Annotated in this window: 15 protein-coding genes and 1 pseudogene; 7 read left to right on the plus strand and 9 right to left on the minus strand. The window is 60.7% G+C overall.

Going from position 1 to position 16,603, the window contains the following annotated elements; translation table 11 throughout:
* Positions 1–226 precede the first annotated feature (226 nt).
* Positions 227–1,147 (minus strand): histone deacetylase family protein, encoded by a 921-nt coding sequence (locus tag AC3WWR_RS13810; protein WP_033043192.1) that lies wholly within the window; start codon positions 1,145–1,147, stop codon positions 227–229.
* A 75-nt stretch (positions 1,148–1,222) separates the two neighbouring features.
* Between AC3WWR_RS13810 and AC3WWR_RS13815 the strand changes: the two genes are divergently transcribed.
* The 3 genes from AC3WWR_RS13815 to AC3WWR_RS13825 all read left to right on the plus strand — a co-directional run bounded on the left by AC3WWR_RS13815 (position 1,223) and on the right by AC3WWR_RS13825 (position 3,358).
* The gene (locus AC3WWR_RS13815) at positions 1,223–1,792 is read left to right on the plus strand and encodes a GNAT family N-acetyltransferase (protein ID WP_020798712.1); all 570 of its coding nucleotides are present in this window, start codon (positions 1,223–1,225) and stop codon (positions 1,790–1,792) included.
* 106 nt (positions 1,793–1,898) lie between these two features.
* On the plus strand, positions 1,899–2,768 hold the full coding sequence (tesB, locus tag AC3WWR_RS13820) for an acyl-CoA thioesterase II (protein ID WP_020798711.1): 870 nt from the start codon (positions 1,899–1,901) through the stop codon (positions 2,766–2,768).
* A complete protein-coding gene (locus tag AC3WWR_RS13825; RefSeq protein ID WP_020798710.1) occupies positions 2,765–3,358 on the plus strand; it encodes an HAD family hydrolase in 594 nt (197 codons plus the stop codon). Before tesB ends, AC3WWR_RS13825 begins: the two co-directional genes overlap by 4 nt.
* A gap of 36 nt (positions 3,359–3,394) precedes the next feature.
* Here AC3WWR_RS13825 and AC3WWR_RS13830 read toward each other — a convergent pair whose 3' ends face one another.
* The 5 genes from AC3WWR_RS13830 to AC3WWR_RS13850 all read right to left on the minus strand — a co-directional run bounded on the left by AC3WWR_RS13830 (position 3,395) and on the right by AC3WWR_RS13850 (position 8,977).
* The gene (locus AC3WWR_RS13830; protein ID WP_020798709.1) at positions 3,395–4,351 is read right to left on the minus strand and encodes an alpha/beta fold hydrolase; all 957 of its coding nucleotides are present in this window, start codon (positions 4,349–4,351) and stop codon (positions 3,395–3,397) included.
* Positions 4,352–5,245 (minus strand): KPN_02809 family neutral zinc metallopeptidase, encoded by an 894-nt coding sequence (ypfJ, locus tag AC3WWR_RS13835; RefSeq protein ID WP_033043176.1) that lies wholly within the window; start codon positions 5,243–5,245, stop codon positions 4,352–4,354. It lies immediately after the preceding gene.
* 148 nt (positions 5,246–5,393) lie between these two features.
* Entirely contained in the window at positions 5,394–6,263 is an 870-nt protein-coding gene (gene ypfJ / locus AC3WWR_RS13840; RefSeq protein WP_033043177.1) for a KPN_02809 family neutral zinc metallopeptidase, read from the minus strand.
* A 148-nt stretch (positions 6,264–6,411) separates the two neighbouring features.
* Entirely contained in the window at positions 6,412–7,245 is an 834-nt protein-coding gene (locus AC3WWR_RS13845) for an aldo/keto reductase (protein WP_083349781.1), read from the minus strand.
* Positions 7,229–8,977, minus strand: a complete 1,749-nt coding sequence (locus tag AC3WWR_RS13850) for an FAD-dependent oxidoreductase (protein ID WP_432668600.1) — start codon at positions 8,975–8,977, stop codon at positions 7,229–7,231. The genes AC3WWR_RS13845 and AC3WWR_RS13850 overlap by 17 nt, the downstream gene beginning before the upstream one ends.
* A gap of 176 nt (positions 8,978–9,153) precedes the next feature.
* Between AC3WWR_RS13850 and AC3WWR_RS13855 the strand changes: the two genes are divergently transcribed.
* The 4 genes from AC3WWR_RS13855 to AC3WWR_RS13870 all read left to right on the plus strand — a co-directional run bounded on the left by AC3WWR_RS13855 (position 9,154) and on the right by AC3WWR_RS13870 (position 13,053).
* Positions 9,154–9,930 carry an IclR family transcriptional regulator gene (locus AC3WWR_RS13855; protein ID WP_020798704.1) on the plus strand — a complete coding sequence of 259 codons (777 nt, stop codon included), beginning with the start codon at positions 9,154–9,156 and terminating at the stop codon, positions 9,928–9,930.
* Between the two features lie 242 nt (positions 9,931–10,172).
* Positions 10,173–11,228, plus strand: coding sequence for a Gfo/Idh/MocA family protein (locus AC3WWR_RS13860; RefSeq protein WP_432668599.1), 1,056 nt, complete (start codon positions 10,173–10,175; stop codon positions 11,226–11,228).
* A 2-nt stretch (positions 11,229–11,230) separates the two neighbouring features.
* Positions 11,231–12,046: a sugar phosphate isomerase/epimerase family protein gene (locus AC3WWR_RS13865; protein WP_020798702.1), complete on the plus strand. Its 816-nt coding sequence runs from the start codon at positions 11,231–11,233 to the stop codon at positions 12,044–12,046.
* A gap of 128 nt (positions 12,047–12,174) precedes the next feature.
* Positions 12,175–13,053, plus strand: a complete 879-nt coding sequence (locus tag AC3WWR_RS13870) for a DMT family transporter (protein ID WP_020798701.1) — start codon at positions 12,175–12,177, stop codon at positions 13,051–13,053.
* 6 nt (positions 13,054–13,059) lie between these two features.
* On the opposite strand, the gene AC3WWR_RS13875 is transcribed toward AC3WWR_RS13870, so the two are convergent.
* From AC3WWR_RS13875 to AC3WWR_RS13885, 3 genes and pseudogenes are all read right to left on the minus strand, one after another.
* Positions 13,060–13,923: a methyl-accepting chemotaxis protein gene (locus tag AC3WWR_RS13875; RefSeq protein WP_492598810.1), complete on the minus strand. Its 864-nt coding sequence runs from the start codon at positions 13,921–13,923 to the stop codon at positions 13,060–13,062.
* Positions 13,915–14,712, minus strand: a pseudogene (locus AC3WWR_RS13880) (MCP four helix bundle domain-containing protein); the annotation flags it as partial. The gene AC3WWR_RS13875 and the pseudogene AC3WWR_RS13880, both read right to left, overlap by 9 nt.
* A 68-nt stretch (positions 14,713–14,780) precedes the next feature.
* Positions 14,781–16,118, minus strand: coding sequence for an MFS transporter (locus AC3WWR_RS13885; protein WP_492598801.1), 1,338 nt, complete (start codon positions 16,116–16,118; stop codon positions 14,781–14,783).
* Between the last annotated feature and the right edge of the window lie 485 nt (positions 16,119–16,603).

Genomic DNA, 16,603 nt, shown 5'->3' on the forward strand with positions numbered 1-16,603 from the left:
GTGGGAGCGAGCCTGCTCGCGAATGCGTTATGTCAGACGCATCATGGTTGGATGTGCTGCCGCCTTCGCGAGCAGGCTCGCTCCCACAAAGGTTTCGTTGGCGTTATTGAGGCTGGTTAAAAAACAACCACCGCTCCGCAGCCCACACCCCGCATGGTCTGTAGTCCCTTTCACTCAGGTTATCCACAGGCGGTTCCACAGGCATTGTGGGTAAAGCATCCACAACTCAGTGACAGCCTGATGACTGCCAGACCCGCTCGGCGCTGTGATGCAGGATGCCATGGCGGCGGGCGAGGGCCTGGCGGTCCTTGCTGTACCCGCCGCCGATCACGCCGACCACCGGGATATCGCGGCCCAGGCAATGGCGCATGACGGCTTCATCGCGAGCGGCGACGCCTTGGTCTGTCAGCTTCAGGTAACCGAGCGCATCATCCTTATGCACATCGACACCCGCGTCATACAGCACCAGGTCCGGCTGATAGAGGGGCAAGAGGTAGTTGAGCGCATCGTCCACCACTTTCAGGTAATCGGCATCGCCCATGCCGTTGGGAAGCGGGATGTCCCAGTCACTTTCGGCCTTGCGTGTGGGAAAGTTCTTTTCGCAGTGCAGGGAAACGGTCACCGCCTCTGGAGTGTCATGCAGAATACGTGCAGTGCCGTCGCCCTGATGCACGTCGCAGTCGAAGATCAACACCCGATTGACCCGGCCACTCTCCAGCAGGAAACGGCTGATCACCGCCAGGTCGTTGAAGATGCAGAAGCCAGCGGGGTAATCGTAATGCGCATGGTGGGTGCCACCCGCCAGGTGGCAGGCCAGGCCATGTTCCAGCGCCTGCTCCGCCGCCAGCAACGAACCGCCGACCGCGCGCACCGTGCGCCGGGCCAGGGCTTCGCTCCAGGGCAGGCCGAGCCGCCTCTGGTCCTCGCGGGACAAGTCGCCACTCATGTAGCGCTCGATATACGAAGGGTCATGGGCGAGGGCGAGAATGTCCGTTGGGCACAACTGTGGGCGCAGCAGGTCGGCGTCGCGCGTGAGACCGCTGTCCACCAGGTGATCGCGCAGCAGGCGAAACTTGTCCATGGGAAAGCGGTGATCCGCCGGGAACTCGGGACTGTAGTCTTCGTGGTAGATCAGCGGCAGTGGCATGATGATTTCGTTGCGCAATGAGTGAAGGATCCTACCAGCGTTGTAGACTGGCGGCATGGAATTGGGGGGGGAACGATGGAGCCGATACTCGAACTGGCGAGCGCTCGATTGCTATTGCGGCAGTGGCGCGATGAGGATTTGCCGGAGTTTGCCGCGATGTGCGCCGATCCACAGGTCATGCGCTATTTTCCCGCACCCTTGAGTCGATTGGAAAGTGCCTCGTTGATTGGCAGGGTTCGCGAGCACTTTGCCGAGCACGGTTTTGGCTTCTGGGCGCTGGAGCGCAAAGACACCGGCCAGTTCATCGGTTTTACCGGTCTGGGCGTGGTCGGTTTCGACGCGCCTTTCACACCGGCCATTGAAATCGGCTGGCGCCTGGCGCGCGAGCATTGGGGCCTGGGTTATGCCAGCGAAGCGGCATGGACCGCTCTACGCTGCGGGTTTGATCGCCTGGTTCTGAATGAAGTCGTGTCCTTTACCACGGTCGGCAACCTGCCGTCGCAGAAAGTCATGCAGGCGATCGGCATGCAACACGATCCGGCCGATGATTTCGATCATCCCAGGCTTGCCCTCGATCATCCCCTGCGTCACCACGTGCTGTATCGCATCAGCCGCGAACAATGGCTGCAAACCTTGCATGGATAACCTGGCACGGACGTTTACAATGGCCCCTATGTTGGCACGGGCCAGAAAGTGAATCGACCGACGCAGCCAGGACTGCGCGGCATTGCGTTGTGTGAGGAGAGTCTGAATGAGCCAAGTGTTGGATGATCTGGTTGACCTGCTGAGCCTGGAATCGATCGAAGAAAACCTGTTCCGCGGCCGTAGCCAGGACTTGGGTTTTCGTCAGCTGTTCGGCGGCCAGGTGCTCGGTCAGTCGCTGTCGGCAGCTAGTCAGACCGTTGAAGAGGCGCGCCATGTGCATTCGCTGCATGGTTATTTCCTGCGCCCGGGCGATGCCAAGTTACCAGTGGTTTATTCCGTGGACCGCGTGCGCGACGGCGGCAGTTTCAGCACTCGCCGGGTCACGGCGATCCAGAAAGGCCAGCCGATCTTCACCTGCAGCGCCTCGTTCCAGTACGACGAAGAAGGTTTCCAGCACCAGACCCAAATGCCGCAAGTGGTCGGACCGGAAAACCTGCCATCGGAACTGGAACTGACCCAGCAACGCGCTCACCTGATCCCCGAGCACATGCGTGAAAAACTGCTGTGCCCGAAACCGATCGAATTCCGGCCCGTCACCGCGGAAGATCCCTACAACCCGAAAGCCAGCGATCCGATCAAATACGTCTGGTTTCGCGCCGACGGCGCCTTGGCCGACTCTCCGGCATTGCACAAGTATCTGCTGGCCTACGCCTCGGACTTCGGTCTGCTGACCACCTCGATGCTGCCCCACGGCAAATCGGTCTGGCACAAGGACATGCAGGTCGCCAGCCTCGACCACGCATTGTGGTTCCACGCCGACCTGCGCGCCGATGACTGGTTGCTGTATGCGATGGACAGCCCATGGGCCGGCAACTCTCGCGGCTTCTCCCGTGGCAGCGTGTTCAACCGCGCCGGGCAACTGGTGGCCTCGGTCACCCAGGAAGGCCTGATTCGCCATCGCAAGGATTGGGCATGAGCCTGGCCGACGTACGTCATTGGGTGTTCGACATGGACGGCACCCTGACGGTGGCTGTGCATGATTTCGCAGCGATTCGCATCGCGTTGGCGATCCCGCCTGAAGCCGACATCCTGACGCATCTGGCGGCGCTGCCGGCCGATGAAGCCAGCGCCAAACACGCCTGGCTGCTCGAGCACGAGCGCGATCTGGCGCTAGGTTCGAAACCGGCCCCGGGGGCTGTGGAGTTGGTGCGTGAATTGGCCGGGCGCGGTTATCGCCTGGGCATTCTCACGCGCAATGCCCGTGAACTTGCGCATGTCACGCTGGAGGCTATCGGCCTGGCCGACTGCTTTGCGGTAGAAGATGTGTTGGGTCGCGATGAGGCGCCACCGAAGCCGCATCCAGGAGGATTGCTGAAACTGGCCGAAGCCTGGAAGGTGTCGGCCAGCGATATGGTGATGGTCGGTGATTACCGTTTCGACCTTGATTGCGGTCGTGCGGCGGGAGCGCGGACGGTGTTGGTCAACCTGCCGGATAATCCGTGGCCGGAGTTGACCGATTGGCATGCGAGCGATTGTGTCGAGTTGCGGCAGATGCTGTCGGTGTGATTTTTAAGGGGCAAAGATCGCAGCCTGCGGCAGCTCCTACGGAAACAACGCCTGCTGCCCCTGCGGTGAAGTAAACATCCCATCCCCGTTATGCCCGACCCCGGGCACCTCAATCAATTGCTGCTGCAGCCCTTGGGGTTGCAGCCGCTTCAGGTAAGCGAAGTAGTAGCGCCCCCGGGCCAATCGATACGGCCCCTGAGCCTTAGCCTCGCAGGATTTATCCAGCGCCGGGTGGTTCGGGTCGACGTCCTGCTGCCCCAGCAGATAAACGATGTTGCGCTTGAGGTACTTTTCCTGCAGCAGCGCGGCAGTTTGTCCTTCTGCATAGGCAGGTAGATCTGTCAGGCCGTATTTCCAGCGGTTGAATTGCGGACAACCCGCATGACTGAAGGCCACTGGCCGACGCTCATCGAAATAGGTGTAGGAAGAGGGGTTAGCGATCACATAGCGCACCTGCACGCCGGCAGTTTCCAAGGCGGGCTGGTCGTGGCCCAGCAAGGCGTAGCGCTGAACCACTTGAGCGCCCGCCGAATGACCGGCAATGACGATTTGCTTCAAGTCCGGAAATTGCTGGCGATCACCCAGGCGGGCAATGATTTCGTCCAGCGCTTCGTAGGAGCTCAGGCGAAAGGGGGCTGTGGATTCACCGCCAGCCATCCATTCATTGCCTTGCCAGCGCAAGACGGTGTCCGCTACCGGGTGCTGTGCAACGTCGTCTTCATTAAGAAATTGCGGCGCGATCACCAGGGTCGTAGCGCTTTGCCCGGCCAGTTCGGCCGCGCGTTCGGCGCTCTGGAGGTAGGTTTGCGCATTGCGCAAGCGCCCATGGACGATGATCAATACCCGCTCGATTTTTGGCGGGGCCGGGCTGATGCCCACCGCTATTTCACCGGACTTTAACAACAGGCGCCCGGGGCTGATTTCCTTGACCCCATGCTCCGCAGCCTGGGATGTTGTGCAGGTAAACAGTAAGACTAACCACCACTTTTTCATTTACAGATTTTTCGCAGCAAAGGTATCGCACTGGCCAACCTGGCCCTGGGCGAATCCGGTTTTGAACCAGCGCACCCGTTGCGCTGACGTACCATGGGTAAACGAGTCCGGCACCACACGGCCCTGACCTTGTTGCTGCAAACGATCGTCGCCGATGGCGTTCGCAGCGTTTAACGCTTCTTCAATATCGCCCGGCTCCAACCAGTTCAGGCGCTTCTGCGCGTTGTTGGCCCAGACTCCGGCCAGGCAATCGGCTTGCAGTTCCTGGCGCACCAGCAACCCACCATCGCCTTCCATCTGCCGGCCTTGCTGGCGGGCAGCCTGGATCTTTGCCGAAACACCGAGCAAGGTTTGTACGTGGTGACCGACTTCGTGAGCGATCACATAGGCCTGGGCGAAATCGCCCGCGGCGGCAAAACGCTGCGACATCTCCTGGAAGAAGGTCATGTCCAGATAAACCTTCTGGTCTGCGGGGCAATAGAAGGGGCCGGTTGCCGATGTCGCCAGTCCGCAGGCCGAATTGACCCGATTGCTGAACAGCACCAGGGTCGGATCCTTATATTGCCGGTCCGCCTGCTGGAAAATCTGGCGCCAGGTGTCTTCGGTATCACCGAGAATCGAGCGGACGAACTCGGCCCCTTCATCAGTGGCCGGTGGCGCCTTGCGCGTCTGCGACGTGGTGGGCGCCGATTGTTCGCTCATCTGCCCGGTCAGTTGTCCGAGAATCTGCATCGGATCCTGGCCGGTGATCCAGCCGATGCCCACTATCAGTAGGATCGCCGTCAGGCTCAGGCCCTTGCCGCCACCAAAACGCATCCCGCCGCCACCGCCGCCGACATCATCGCCACGGGCATCGACCACGTTGTCGCTGCGTCGGCCTTTTTTCCATAGCATGTGGGAATCCTCTGATGTTGCGGGTAAAGAACCGTGGGATGAGTGTTGCTGCTCAGTTGGAGCGGCGCCAGTCCGGTCGTCAGACAGCCATGAGCGGCAGCGGTTCTATCCAGGCCGCGACATTAGAGGCTTCATTGACGGGCGGGTATCACAGCACCTCGGCAATGAAGGTGTCACAGGCATCCGGCAGGCCTGTGGCGAAACCGGTCTTGAACCAATTCACGCGCTGCAGAGAAGTGCCGTGGCTGAAGGTCTCTGGGCGAATCTGGGCATTGCGCGCTGCCTGCAACTGGTCGTCTCCGAACATTGCCGCCGCATGCAGTGCAGCTTCAATATCCCCCGGCTCCAGCCAGTCCAGGCGCTGTTGCGCATGGTGCGCCCAGACACCGGCCAGGCAATCGGCCTGCAACTCCGCACGCACTTCCAGCCCGCCATCGCCACTGACGGGTTGTTGCTCGAGCAAGGCTTTTTCGAACGGTTCGGAAAGGCCCAGCTCAAGCTGCACGTGATGCCCGATTTCGTGAGCGATGATGTAGGCGCGCGCGAAGTCACCGACCACTGAAAACTGCTGCTCAAGCGTGCGGAAAAATTCGAGGTCGAGATACACCTGCCGATTGCCCGGGCAATAGAACGGGCCACTGCCGGAGCTGGCGAAACCACAGCCCGAGACCACACCATTGTTGAACAGTGTCAGGGTGGGATGTGGATATTGCCGGCCCATTTGCGCGAACAGTTGGTTCCAGGTGTCTTCGGTATCGCCCAGCACCGACTGGACAAACGTTAACTGCAGATCTACTTCAGTCTCGATCGATGGTTGAGGGAGGGGGCGATCCGGGGTGTACGAAGGTTCGAGCTTGGTAGCGTCTGCTGGCGTGTCCAGTGTCGAATAGAGCCCGACGCTGGCCAGGGCGACGGCGGCCAGCCCAGCGGCCAATGTGGTCCCTGTAAGCGTGCGGGCATCCTTGCCCTTGCGTATGTCGTTCACGTTTTTGCTGCGTCTTGCCTTGTTCCATAGCATGTTGACGGTCTCTCATAGATTGATGGGGCGTATAGCGCCGGTCTATGAATAACCGCACTGGCAAAGGCGTGTGGGTGAAATGTGTAAGGTTTGGTGAGGCCACAGTCATTGCGGCAGGTGTCGCACAATGAAAGTGGCTTTTTCGCGGTTATCGATCGAACGCGTCCCACACCGGTGCAAAGTCCGGACTGACCAGACGCTCGCGCTTGGACAGGCCGGCGATCAGCGCACGGTCCTGATCATCCAGGTTGACGGCAAGCGCTGCCAGGTTGGCCAATTGGTTGGCCTCGCTACTGGCCTTGGGGATAGCTGCCACGTTGGGTTGATCCAGCAGCCATTTGAGTGCGACCTGGGTCGGCGATACCCCGTGCTTGGCGGCGATCTGTTGGATAACCGGAACCTCCGTCACCCTGTTGCGTGCCAGCGGCGAATAAGCCGTCAGTGCCAGATCGTGTTGACGGGCGTAGTCCAGCAGTGCGTTTTGCCCAAGCAGCACGTGGTACTCGACCTGAATGGCGGACAACGGCGCGGCGAGTTCCTCGACGACGGTGCGCAGCAGGGGGAGCGGAAAATTCGCCACGCCAATATTGCGCGCCAGCCCTTGCTCCTTGAATGACACCAGGGTTTCGATCGTACGCGGCAAGTCCCAATCGGTGCTGGGCCAATGGATCATGAAAAGGTCGATGTAGTCGCTGTGCAAGGCCTTGAGGCTGCGGTCCATGGAATGGCGCATGGCGTCGGGTTGTAACTGGTCCCACCAGACCTTACTGGTGACGTGGATTTGTTCTCGGGGTGTCGGACTGTTCAGCAGCGCCTGACCGACAGCGTCCTCATTGTTGTAGGCAGCAGCGGTATCGATGTGTCGATAACCCAGCGCCAGGGCCTGTTCCACTGCTCGCGTGCACGCTTCACCGAGCATCGGCCAGGTGCCGAGGCCGAGCTTGGGCATGTTCAAACCCTGTGCGTTAACGATGTGCTGCATAGTCGATCTCCTTTTCATAAGCAGTGACGCCGGCGATATGACGCGCGGCGATGTAGCCGAACGTCAGCGCCGGCCCCAGGTTGATGCCGCCAGCAGGGTAGTGGCCGCCCATGATGCTGGCCATGTCGCCTCCCGCCGCGTAAAGGCCGGTGATGACCTGGCCCGAGTCGTCGAGGACCTGGGCGTGTTGATTGACCTTGAGCCCGGCAAAGGTGCCGAAACAACCCGGTTCGACTTTCACCGCATAGAACGGTCCTTGCTCGATCGGCGCAACGCAAGGGTTGGGCTGCTGCAGCGCATCACCCTGTTTGCGGTTATAGGGCGTTGAGCCGCGTCCGAACTGCGGGTCCTGGCCGTTGCGCGCGTGGCGGTTGTAGTCCGACACGGTGGTGCGCAAGCCGACCGGGTCGATGCCGCAAGCCTGTGCCAATTCCTCCAGTGTCTTGCCGGTTTTCAGATAACCACTGCGGATAAAGGATGACAGCGGCACCGGAAACGGCCGGGAAATACCCAGGCCATAACGTCGTTGAAAGCCATGGCTGCAGATCAGCCAGGAGGCCACTTCTTCGCCGGGCGGGGCGCTGGCGACCATGGCTGTCACATAGTCGTAGTAGCCGTTGGCTTCGTTGACGAAGCGTTGACCGTTGCTCAGCACACCGATGATTCCAGGCTTGCCGCGCTCGATGATGTGCGGGAAGTGGCCGATACTGCCATCACGGTATGGCACTCGTGAAACCGGAGCCCAGGCCACCGGCGATGCCTGGTTGGTATCGACTTTGGCGCCGGCGCTCTCGCCCAGCCGCAGGCCATCGCCAGACACGCCGAGGGGCGGCAGTGCCAAGTGTTCGTGTCCGGTTGGTGTACGGGGGAAGAGGGACTTGCGCCGTTCGACGTCATTGGCAAAACCGCCGGCCGCGAGCACCACCGCCCTGCTTGCGTTGATACGGATCGAACCCTTTGCATTGCGAACCACCGCGCCTTGTACCCTATCGTTGGTGCGCAACAACTCAGTAACGGGGGCTGATTCCCACAGCAACACGCCAAGATCGTCGGCGGATTTGGCCAGGCGCGCTACAAGCGCCACGCCGTTGACCAGTTGCATCGCCCGGCCATGCACGACAAGGTCGAGCAGATGGCGAGTGAAACGTCGGGTAACGTGCCAGGCCGCCGGCAACGAACGGGTCAGGTTGAGAAACGCGGCAAGGTCTGCGCCCGCCATGATCGGCATGCCCATGAAGGAAGTTTCGCGCATGGTTTTGCGCAGGCGCTTGAGCAGCTTGCCGACGTTGCGCGCGTCATAAGGCGCGGCGATCACCGAACGCCCACCGGTACCGGCGCCCGGCGTGTCGCCGTGAATGTCGGCAATCGCGTTGCCATCGGCGAATTGCAGCGAGGTGTGCTGTTCGAAGAACGTGACCATGCGCGGAGCGGCTTCAAGGAAGGCGTCGATCATTGCCGGGTCATAGCGATCACCCAGTTCGTGTTTCAAGTAAGTGCGCGGTTGTTCAACGTCTTCGACGATGCCGGCCCGTCGGGCCAGGGGATTGCACGGTACCCACGCCCAGCCACCGGACCAGGCGGTGGCGCCGCCAAAAACCGGGTCCTTTTCCACCACTATCACTTTCAGGCCATGCCAAGCGGCCGTCACGGCTGTTGCCAGGCCCGCCGCACCGGAGCCGACAATCAGCACATCGCAATCGATGTCGGGGGAGCAGTACGGTTGGGCAGGCATGGTTTGAAACTCCGCTGTGGTTTATTTTGGAATTGAATTCCAGAAAATATATGAGACAGAAAGAGGGGCGGCAAGACTGAACTGTATAAAACGGGCGGTTATCGCACGGGCAGTTCCAGATTTCGCATTCCTCAGGTTCTCTTCTAGAATCGAACAAATTTTGCGTGGACATCCCCATGGCTGGCAGTCAGATCGAACGTGTTTTCAGTGTGCTGGAAAGCCTCACCAGCGACCCTCGTGGCCTGCCGATGCAGGTGCTGGCGGAGCAGTTGGACATCCCCAAGAGTGCTACCCACCGCTTGCTTGCCGAGCTGATCCGCCTCGGCTACGTGCGGCAGAATCCAGAAAATTTGCGCTACCACTTGTCGACCCGGTTGGTGGCGATGGGTTTCCGCTATCTGTCGAGCAGCGGCGCCGATATCGTGCAACCGGTGCTCGACCGGTTGGCTCAGGAAACCGGCGAACTGGTGCGTCTGGGAGTGATCGAAGGCGAGCGCCAGACCTGGATCGCCAAGTCCCAGGGGGCTCGTTCCGGCCTGCGTTATGACCCCGATATGGGCCGGGATGCGCCGCTGTTCTATACCGCTTCCGGCCATGCCTGGCTGGCGTGCATGAGCGATGCCGAAGCGTTGTCGCTGGTGGAGCGCCAGGCAGCGGCCCCGCCGCTGGAGCTAGGCCCGAATGCCCCAAGGTCCAACATTGAATTGCTTGAACGCTTGCGTCTGGCACGGGAGCAGGGCTACGCCTGTGTCGAGGAAAGTTCTGCGGTAGGTACCTCGGCGATTGCCGCGGTGGTGCGTCATCCCGGTGATGGCCGGGTGATCGGCGTGCTCAGCATCGCCGGGCCGAGTGCGCGGATGCCGGGGGCGCGGCTGCATGAATTGGCACCGTTGTTGTTAGCGTTTACCGAGGAGTTGTCGGCCGCGAGTCTGGCCTCAGAACTATTTAGCTAAAGCCTCTACAAAACCCCTGTGGGAGCGGGCTTGCTCGCGAACGACGGAGCGTCAGTCAATATTTAAGCTGTATGACACACCGCATTCGCGAGCAAGCCCGCTCTCACATTTGATCTGTGTTGAGCTTTTTAAAGCTGTGCGCTGTTCGAACACTTTCAATGTGCGCGTGTGTAAGAATCTGGAACTCGGTTCTAAATTGTTGATGTCGAACCTTTCAACAACAATCACAAGAGGACCGCACCTTGAGTTCACCATTGCGAATAGCCCTTATCGGCACTGGCAATATGGGCCAACAGCATTACCAGCAGCTGAAAACCCTCAATGAAGCGACTTTGTGCGCAGTGGCCGACCCCGGTCCGCACGCATCGGGTCTCGCGAAGGAATGGGGGGTGGAGTATTTCGCCGATCGTCTTCAGATGCTGGAGCAGGCGAAGCCTGCGGCCGTCATTATCGCCAACCCGAACGTGCTGCACGTCAACACCGCACTCGATTGCCTGGCTGCCGGCGTACCGGTGTTGCTGGAAAAGCCGGTGGGCGTGCACCTGGATGAGGCCCGTGAGCTGGTGACTGCCTCTAAATCGAGCGGTGTTGCGGTGTTGGTCGGTCATCATCGACGCCACAATCCGTTGATCGTCCGCGCCCATGAACTTGTCCACAGCGGCGCGTTGGGCCGATTGAGCACCGTCACCGCTCTCTGGCAATTGCGCAAGCCCGATAGCTATTTCGAAACGGCCTGGCGCCGTGAACCCGGTGCGGGCATGTTGTTGACCAACCTGATCCACGACCTGGATCTGCTCAGGCATCTGTGTGGTGAAGTTCGCCAGGTGCAGGCCATCACCAGTAATTCCGTTCGGGGGTTTGCCAATGAGGATTGCGCGGCGGTGCTGTTGCAATTCGACAACGGTGCGCTGGGCAGCCTGACCGGGTCCGATGCGGTGGCGGCACCCTGGAGCTGGGAGCTGAGCTCGGGGGAGAACCCGGTGTATCCGCGCCAGGCCGATCAACCGTGCTATTTGCTGGCGGGAACCACTGGGGCGCTGAGCATCCCGCAGCTCAAGCGTTGGCACTACACGCAAGCGGACGGTGGATGGCATCAACCCCTGGTCTCGACTGACGAGCCTTTCAGTGTCGATCAAGCGCTGCGCTTGCAGTTGCAACACTTCGTGCGCGTTGCGCGTGGGGAAGTCGAACCGCTGGTGAGTGCCGCCGATGCAGCCCGCACCCTGGCGCTGGTCGAGGCGATTCGCCAAGCCGCTGAAACCGGGCGCGCCTGCGCACCGGCCTTGATCGAGGATTGACCATGAGTGAACGAATCTTTTCCCTGGCCAGTCTGACTGTGCTGGAGTTGTCACCACCGGACATGGTCGAAGTCGCGGCACGGGCCGGTTACAGTCATGTCGGCTTACGCCTGGTGCCAGCGACGCCAGAGGAACACCATTTCGCGTTGGTGGCCGATGAAGAGCTGCGGCGCCAGACCCTGGCACGTCTGCGCGATACCGGCATTCGTGTCCTGGATGTCGAGATCCTGCGGCTGAAACCGGACACCGTTGTTGCCGATTTCGAGCGGGTGCTGGCAGTGGGTGCCGAATTCGGTGCCAGTGAATTGCTGGTGGCGGGTAACGATCCTGACGAGCAACGAATGACAGAGAATTTTGCCCGGCTGTGTGATCTGGCGGCGCCTTACGGGTTGCATCCGCACCTGGAGTTCATGCCCTGGACCGACGCGCGCGATTTGCAGCAAGCCGTGCGCATCGTGGAAAAGGCTGAGCGCGAAAACGCGGCGGTGCTGGTCGACGCCTTTCACTTCGATCGCTCTGGATCGCGGCTGGAAGATCTGGCCAGGGTTGCCCCCTCGCGGTTACGGTATGCGCAGTTGTGTGACGTGGCGGGTCCCAGGCCGCAAGACATGGCAGAGATCTTGCGGCAGGCGCGTAATGAACGGCGTTTTCCCGGCGACGGCGATTGTGATCTGCCGGGGCTGTTGCGGTGTTTGCCGGCTAACATTCCATTGAGCCTGGAGATTCCCACCGTGCGACTGCTTGAGCAGGGCGTGAGCGGATTGGAACGAGCGCAAATGGCGTTGGATAAAACCCGCGAATTGTTGGCGCGGCTGTAAGCGGTGCTGCGCACCTATCGTCGGAGTGCCGCCCAGGCCAAGCCACGCTCCCACAGATTCTTTGCTGATTCCTGGGGGCGTGGCTTGCCTGTGAGGCTTTGACTTTTGATGTACACAAAGGAACCCCAATGACCGTCAGCACCCCGCTTTCCGGCGTCAACAAACCCTTCAAAGGGATCCTGCTGATCGTTGTCGCAACCTTCCTGTTTTCCAGCCATGACGCCATATCGAAGTACCTTTCCGGGTTCTATCCGATTGTCATGGTGGTCTGGGCGCGTTATGTGGTGCATACCTTGCTGATGGCGGGGATATTCCTGCCGCAATCCGGGCTGCGCGTGCTGCGTACCAAGCGGCCGCTGCTGCAACTGGTTCGGGCGTTGTGCCTGCTGGGTACCAGCCTGTTTTTCACCACGGGGTTGATGTACATCCCGCTGGCCGAGGCAACCTCGGTCAACTTCCTGGCGCCGGTGCTGGTCACGGCATTGTCGGTGCCGTTGCTGGGGGAGAAGGTCACCCGAGGCCAATGGCTGGCGGTGATTTGCGGGTTTATCGGGGTGCTGGTCATCGTCCATCCCGGTGGTGATTTGTTCACCCCGGCGGTGCTGCTGCCATTGTGCTCGGCGCTGTTTTTCTGCTTCTACCAACTGCTGACCCGCAAGCTCAGTGAGATCGACAGCCCGACCACCAGCAACTTTTTTGCCGGGCTGTGCAACACCTTGGTCATGAGTGCACTGGTGCCGTTCTTCTGGCAGGTCCCGACCTTGCTGCACGGCGCAATGATGCTGGCGCTGGGTGCCTGCGGCATGACCGCGCACCTGTTCTTGACCCAGGCCTTCCGTCATGCGGCGCCGGCCTTGCTGGCACCCTTCAGCTATTGCCAGATCGTGTTTGCCGGCCTGCTGGGCTGGCTGCTGTTTTCCCACACGCCGACCCTCACCACCATCGTCGGGATCGCCATAATTTGCTGCAGTGGCCTGGCGGCGGCATGGCAACAAAGCCGCCGTTGAGGTCACTCAGAACCTGAAGCGCAGCACCAGGTTCTGCAGGCCTGCAGCCAATTGCGACAGTTGTTGGCTGGTGGCGCTCGTGCGGGTCGAAGCATCGGCACTTTGCAGTGACAGGTCGCGGATGTTCAGCAGATTCCTGTCCACTTCGCGGGCCACGGCGGATTGCTCTTGCGATGCGCTTGCGATCACCAGGTTGCGCTCGTGGATCTGCTCCATGGCCCGGGTGATTTGCGCCAGCGCGAGGCCAGCTTCTTCGGCAATCGACAGGGTGGCGGCGACGCGCTGACTGTTGCCATGCATCGACTGCACCACACTCTCGGTATCGCCCTGGACCCGGCCGATCATCTGTTCGATTTCCCGGGTCGATTGCTGGGTGCGATGGGCCAGTGCGCGCACTTCATCGGCGACCACCGCAAAACCACGCCCGGCTTCCCCGGCCCGTGCCGCCTCGATCGCGGCATTGAGCGCCAGCAGGTTGGTCTGTTCGGCGATGGCGCGAATCACGTCGAGCACCTTGCCGATTTCCCGGGATTGCTCGGCCAGGGTTTGTACCTGTTGCAGGGCGATGCCGGCATCGGCGCTCATGGCCTGAATCGAGTCCAGTGTCTCGATGACCCGCACCTGGCCCTGGCTGGCCTGCTGTGTCGACTGACGCGTGCTGTCAGACGTCGACACGGCATTGCGTGCGACTTCTTCCACCGCGACCGTCATCTCATTGACCGCGGTGGCGGCTTGTTCGATTTCGTTGTGTTGCTGCTGCAGTCGCCCGGAATCCTCGTGGGTGCTCTGCTGCATTTGCTCGGCGGCTGCATTCAACTGGTTCGACGCGGTGCTGATTCGCTGCAGGGTTTCGCGCAGGCTGGTCTGCATGATCGACAGGGCGGTGAGCAGGCGCGCGGTTTCATCGCCACCCTGGCTGTGTATCGGTGTGCCGAGATCGCCGGCCGCCACTTGCTCGGCCACTGCCACCGCCTGGCGGATGGGCACCACGATACTGCGGATCAGCAGCCAGGCGAGCATAACGGTCAGCAGCGACACGCCCAGCAAGGCCCCGATCACCGTGATTTTCACCTGGCCATAGAGCGTGTCGGCTTGCGCGGCGGACTGACTGACTTCGTCGGCGGTAAGCGCGACCAGTTCGGCGAACTGGTCGCCGCTGCGAGTCGAGTAGTCCTGGATTTCGCCATTGAGCAGTGCGGTCATTTCGTCGAGGCGGTTTGCCTGCGACAGGCGTTCGTATTGCGCCAGCGCCTCGCGGTAGCGGGTGACCGTCGCCACGAAATTTTCGTACGGCACCCGGTTGTAGTCGCCTACGAGCGGGGTGAACTTTTCCAGTGCCTGGGCAAGCCAGCCCTGCACTTGATGCAGGCGCGTGACGGTCGCGTCGAGCACCTTGGGCTCGCGATTGAGCGCCATGCGCAGGCTGAGTACGCGAATGCTCAGGACGTAGTCGCGAATTTCACCCAGATAACGGGTGCTGGGCAGGGAGACGTTCTCGGTGTGCTGGCCGGTGGCGCGTACTTCGGCGACCTGCTTGAGAGCGAACAAACCTTGCAACAGGACCAGCAAGGCGATGAGGCCGAAGCTGATCGTGGCGCGCTTGGCGATGCTCAAGTGACCTGGCGACATGGTTTCACCTCCTTGGCGATGAACGAACATTCACGGATTCATAAAAAACAGGCACAAAAAAAGCGCAGGCCCGAATCCGGGCCTGCGCCGAGGGAACATCAGTCTTCTACTTTCGGGATCTTGCGCGGTGCCATGAAGTACATCCAGGTCAGCGCGATGAAGTACATCGCCGGGATCAGGGTGAACAACAAGGTGTAGTTGTTGTTGGTGATGGTCAGGATGTGGCCGACCAACTGGGTCATGAACATCCCGCCAATCGCCGCACACATGCCGCCGAAGCCGAACACGGTACTCATCATGTGCTTGGGCGTGTAGTCCATCACCAGGCTCCAGATGTTCGCGGTCCAGGCCTGGTGCGCACCGATGGCCAAGGAGATCGCGGCTACCGCCACCCACAGATTGCTGGAGCCGGCGGCCATGATCACGCCGATGATGCAGCAGGCGAACAGGAACATGGACATCAGGCGCGCCTTGATTGGGTTGACGCCGCGACCGATCAGGAACGAGGACAGGATCCCGCCGCCGACACTGCCGAAGTCGGCGGTGAGGTAGATGATGATCAGCGGAATGCCCATCTGGGTCACGTTGATGCCCAGGTTGTATTGCTGATTGAGGAACGGTGGCAGCCAGTACAGGTAGAACCAGAACACCGGCGCCGTGATCGAGTAGGCGAGGGCGAAGGCCCAGGTGCCGCGCATGCGCAGGATTTTCGAGAAGGGGACGCGGGCTTGTTCCGGCTCCACTTCGTTCTGGATGTAGTCCAGTTCCGATTGTTTGACGCGTGGGTGATCTTCCGGGTTGAAGTACTTCAGGCCCCAGAACAGCAGCCAGATCCCGCCCAGTGCCGACATGCACAGGAACGCAGCCTGCCAGCCCCATACATGGAGGATCAGCGGCAGCAGCATCGGAGTGAACATTGCACCGACGTTGGTACCGGCGTTGAAAATGCCGGTGGCCACGGCGCGCTCGCCAGCCGGGAACCACAGGCGCGTGGTTTTCACACAGGCCGGGTAGTTAGCGGCTTCAGTCAGGCCGAGAATGAAGCGGCAGACCATGAAGCCGACCGCCGAAGTGGCCAGGCCGTGAGCGCCGGTCGCCAGGCTCCAGAGCAGCACGGCGCAGAAGAACACGCGCTTGACGCCAACCCGGTCGATCAAGCGGCCTTGCAGCACGAAACCGATGGCATAGCCGACCTGGAACCAGAAGTTGATGTTGGCGTAGTCCATCGCCGTCCAGCTCATTTCCTTGGCCAGGATGGGCTGCATGACGCCCAGGGCGGCGCGGTCGATGTAGTTCAGGGTGGTGGCAAAAAACACCAGTGCCAGCATGCCCCAACGGGTTTTGCCGACAGCCATGGCGCCGCGGATTTTGTCGCCGATGCCGCCAGAGGCAGCGCTCATGGCCGGAGCCATGCGTGAGCTAGGTGTAGGATTCATGTGTGCCATCCGTTCAATGACTGACAAGCAAGGCTCGTCGGGACTTCAAGGGCGCGTGATCAATCGATGGCGATGGGCACAGGACTGATCGGCTGGTTTCGTCGTCTGACGGTTTATTCAGCGAGCGGCACGGGAGTGCCGGCGGTGCGCAAGGTTCGGATGGACGCCAGGCAGGGCGTAATGACGGTGGTTCGAGTGAACGAGGCGTTGAATGAGCGCATGAGCATATACCCGGTTTTTGAAATTTTTATGTGGTGTTCAGGGTCGTTGGTAACTGAGGCCGTCGGTGGTTGACCGGACTCAATGTGGTGTTGATGTTGCGCATTGAGCAAAAAATCGTCAATTCGCTAAAGCCCATTTCGTTCGATAATCGCACGCAAAACTAACTGGGTAGTACACTTTAAATTGCTGTGTGAGATCGTGCAGCCAATAATTCACTCAAAGCTAAACGCGATCTCCGTAGGAGCTGCCGAAGGCTGCGATCT

Source organism: Pseudomonas sp. EB271-G4-1 (genome assembly GCF_058791355.1).